We start from the raw sequence: 3738 nt of genomic DNA on the forward strand, positions 1-3738 counted from the left end.
CCCTCTCACAATGGTAACTTCTAAACAGTTACTTCCTATTTATGACAAACCTATGATTTATTATCCAATGTCAGTTTTAATGAATGCAGGCATTCGTGATATTTTAATCATTTCTACACCACAGGATACTCCTCGTTTCCAGGAATTACTTGGCGACGGACATCAGTTTGGTGTTAACCTTTCTTATAAGGTTCAGCCTAGCCCGGACGGACTTGCTCAGGCATTTGTAATCGGTGAAGAATTTATTGGTGATGATTGTGTTGCCATGGTTCTTGGTGATAACATTTTTGCAGGTCACGGACTTAAGAAGCGTTTAAAAGCTGCTGTTGAAAATGCAGAAAGTGGAAAAGGTGCAACAGTATTTGGTTACTATGTTGACGATCCTGAAAGATTTGGTATCGTAGAATTTGACAAAGAAGGTAAGGCTATTTCTATAGAAGAAAAGCCTGCACAGCCAAAGAGTAACTACTGCGTTACAGGTCTTTATTTCTATGATAATAAGGTTGTTGAATATGCTAAAAACCTTAAGCCAAGTGCTAGAGGTGAATTAGAAATCACTGATTTGAACAGAATCTACTTAGAAAACAACGAATTAAATGTTGAACTTTTAGGACAAGGATTCACTTGGTTAGATACAGGAACACATGAAAGTCTTGTTGAAGCAACTAACTTTGTTAAGACTGTTGAAACACATCAGCATAGAAAAATTGCATGTCTTGAAGAAATCGCTTACCTTAACGGATGGATTTCAAGAGAAGACGTTCTTAAAGTTTATGAAATATTAAAGAAAAATCAGTATGGCCAGTATTTAAAAGATGTACTTGATGAAAAATACATGGACGTACTTCACTAATTAAAACTTTGTTTTCTTTGAAAACTTAGTTTGATAAACAGGGTATTTCCCTAAGCAATAACATTCATGTTATTAGAAAAAGAAAATTTACACAATTAAGGAGAATTATTATGAACATTATCGTAACCGGCGGTGCCGGATTTATCGGAAGTAACTTTGTATTCCATATGTTAAACACATATCCGGACTACCGTATTATTTGTCTTGACTGCCTCACATACGCAGGAAATCTTTCAACACTTGCTCCAGTTATGGACAATCCAAATTTCCGTTTTGTAAAAGAAGACATCACAGATAGAGAAGCTGTATATAAATTATTTGAAGAAGAACATCCGGACATCGTTGTTAACTTTGCTGCAGAAAGCCATGTTGACCGTTCAATCGAAAACCCTGAAGTATTCTTAAACACAAATATTTTAGGAACTGCAGTTCTTATGGATGCTTGTAGAAAATACGGCATCAAGCGTTATCATCAGGTATCAACTGATGAAGTTTATGGTGATTTACCACTTGACAGACCTGACTTATTCTTCACTGAAGAAACACCAATTCACACAAGTAGCCCATACAGTTCATCAAAAGCTGCTGCTGACTTATTAGTATTAGCATATCACAGAACATATGGACTTCCTGTAACAATCAGCAGATGTTCAAATAACTACGGACCATATCATTTCCCAGAGAAATTGATTCCACTTATGATTGCTAATGCATTAAATGACAAACCACTTCCAGTATATGGCAAGGGCGAAAACGTTCGTGACTGGTTATATGTAGAAGATCACTGCCGTGCAATCGACTTAATTATCCACAAAGGTAGAGTTGGTGAAGTTTACAATGTTGGTGGTCACAATGAAATGACAAACATCGATATCGTTAAGATTATTTGTAAAGAATTAGGCAAACCAGAAAGCCTTATCACATATGTAGCTGATAGAAAGGGACACGATATGCGTTACGCTATCGACCCAACAAAGATTCACAACGAACTTGGATGGTTACCTGAAACAAAATTTGCTGATGGTATCAAGAAGACAATTCAGTGGTATCTTGACAACAAAGAATGGTGGGAAACTATCATTTCCGGAGAATATCAGAATTATTATGAAAAAATGTATGGCAACAGATAATATGTCTGCCTAAATGAAAATCCTGTTTTCTTCCCTGGAAACAGGATTTTTCATAATTCAATGGTATACACTAAAATATATGTAATTTTAAAATCACAAGATGCCCGGGGCAAAAGGTCTTTTACCCACTTATAAGCAAGCTTATGTGGTCTTAAACCTTTTACCACTGGCATTGTTACAATATCAAAAAGGAGTAAATATGAAAGTTCTCGTAACAGGAGTTAAAGGTCAATTAGGATTTGACGTAGTAAATGAATTAAAAGAGAAAAATATTGAAGCAGTTGGTGTTGATATCGAAGAAATGGATATCACAGACAAGGCTTCTGTAGACAAAGTCATCAAAGAAGTTAATCCTGACGCAGTAATTCACTGTGCTGCATGGACAGCCGTTGACGCTGCTGAAGATGAAGATAAGCAGGAAAAAGTTAAACTTGTAAACGTAAACGGAACACAGAATATCGCTGATGTTTGTAAGGAACTTGATATAAAAATGATGTACATTTCAACTGATTATGTGTTTAACGGAGAAGGAACAGAACCTTGGCAGCCTGATTGCAAAGACTATGCACCTCAAAACGTTTACGGTCAGACAAAACTCGATGGCGAATTAGCTGTCGCAAATACATTAGACAAATATTTTATCGTAAGAATCGCATGGGTATTTGGTAAAAACGGAAATAACTTTATCAAGACAATGCTTAAAGTTGGCAAGAATCATGACCAGTTAAAGGTTGTTTCAGACCAGATAGGAACTCCAACTTACACATTTGACCTTGCTAAATTATTAGTATCTATGATTGTTACTGACAAATATGGATACTATCATGCAACAAACGAAGGTGGCTACATCAGTTGGTGGGATTTCACAAAAGAAATCTTCAAACAGGCTACTGAAATGGGTTATGACAGATACAGTGAAAAAAACATTACTGTTACACCTGTCACAACTGCTGAATACGGCGTTTCAAAAGCAAAACGTCCATTTAACAGCCGTCTCGACAAGAGCAAATTAGTTGAAAATGGATTCACTCCACTTCCAACATGGCAGGATGCTGTTAGAAGATATTTAAAAGAACTTGATATTGAAAGTTTGTAAAAATCAAAATATTTTATAAATAAGGAGTAAACAAAAATGGGACAGATTAAAGTTGAAAAAAATGCAGGTGGAATCAAAGGATTATGCGTTATCGAACCAACAGTACACGGTGATGCAAGAGGCTATTTTATGGAAACATACAACCAGAAAGATATGCAGGAAGCAGGACTTGACATGGTATTTGTACAGGATAATCAGTCAAGCTCTACTAAGGGTGTTCTCCGTGGTCTTCATTTCCAGAAAGAATTTCCACAGGGCAAATTAGTTAGAGTTGTAAAGGGTAGCGTATTTGATGTAGCTGTTGACTTAAGAAGCGATTCAGAAACATACGGTAAATGGTTTGGTGTTGAACTTACTGAGGAAAACAAGAAACAGTTCTACATTCCAGAAGGATTTGCTCATGGTTTCTTAGTACTTTCAGACCTTGCTGAATTCTGCTACAAATGTACAGACTTCTATCATCCTGGTGATGAAGGTGGACTTGCTTGGAATGATCCTGAAATTGGAATCAAATGGCCACAGCTTGTTGGCGAATATAAAGGAACTGCAAGCGGCGAAGGCTATAAGTTAGAAGACGGAACAGCACTCAACCTTAGCGATAAAGATCAGTTATGGGTAGGCTTAAAGGATACATTTAAGTTTTAATTAGATATGCACTC

At 36.4% G+C, this 3738-nt stretch carries 4 protein-coding genes; all 4 read left to right on the plus strand.

Features of this window, described 5'->3' with window-relative positions:
* Positions 1-853, plus strand: an 853-nt coding sequence (gene rfbA / locus ABMA45_RS05720; RefSeq protein ID WP_348029930.1) for a glucose-1-phosphate thymidylyltransferase RfbA, incomplete at its 5' end; no start/stop codon positions are given.
* 110 nt (positions 854-963) lie between these two features.
* The gene (rfbB, locus tag ABMA45_RS05725; RefSeq protein ID WP_022088927.1) at positions 964-1983 is read left to right on the plus strand and encodes a dTDP-glucose 4,6-dehydratase; all 1020 of its coding nucleotides are present in this window, start codon (positions 964-966) and stop codon (positions 1981-1983) included.
* 199 nt (positions 1984-2182) lie between these two features.
* A complete protein-coding gene (gene rfbD / locus ABMA45_RS05730; RefSeq protein WP_022088928.1) occupies positions 2183-3079 on the plus strand; it encodes a dTDP-4-dehydrorhamnose reductase in 897 nt (298 codons plus the stop codon).
* 36 nt (positions 3080-3115) lie between these two features.
* Positions 3116-3724: a dTDP-4-dehydrorhamnose 3,5-epimerase gene (rfbC, locus tag ABMA45_RS05735; RefSeq protein ID WP_022088929.1), complete on the plus strand. Its 609-nt coding sequence runs from the start codon at positions 3116-3118 to the stop codon at positions 3722-3724.
* Positions 3725-3738 lie beyond the last annotated feature (14 nt).

It is taken from the genome of Eubacterium sp. CAG:156, assembly GCF_000434315.1.
In the GTDB taxonomy this organism is placed as follows: domain Bacteria; phylum Bacillota; class Clostridia; order Lachnospirales; family Lachnospiraceae; genus Eubacterium_U; species Eubacterium_U album.

What these genes read in the sequence shown, in the direction of transcription:
- rfbB (WP_022088927.1), top strand. Translation starts at nt 964, where the DNA reads ATGAACATTATCGTAACCGGCGGTGCCGGATTTATCGGAAGTAACTTT.
- rfbD (WP_022088928.1), top strand. Translation starts at nt 2,183, where the DNA reads ATGAAAGTTCTCGTAACAGGAGTTAAAGGTCAATTAGGATTTGACGTA.
- rfbC (WP_022088929.1), top strand. Translation starts at nt 3,116, where the DNA reads ATGGGACAGATTAAAGTTGAAAAAAATGCAGGTGGAATCAAAGGATTA.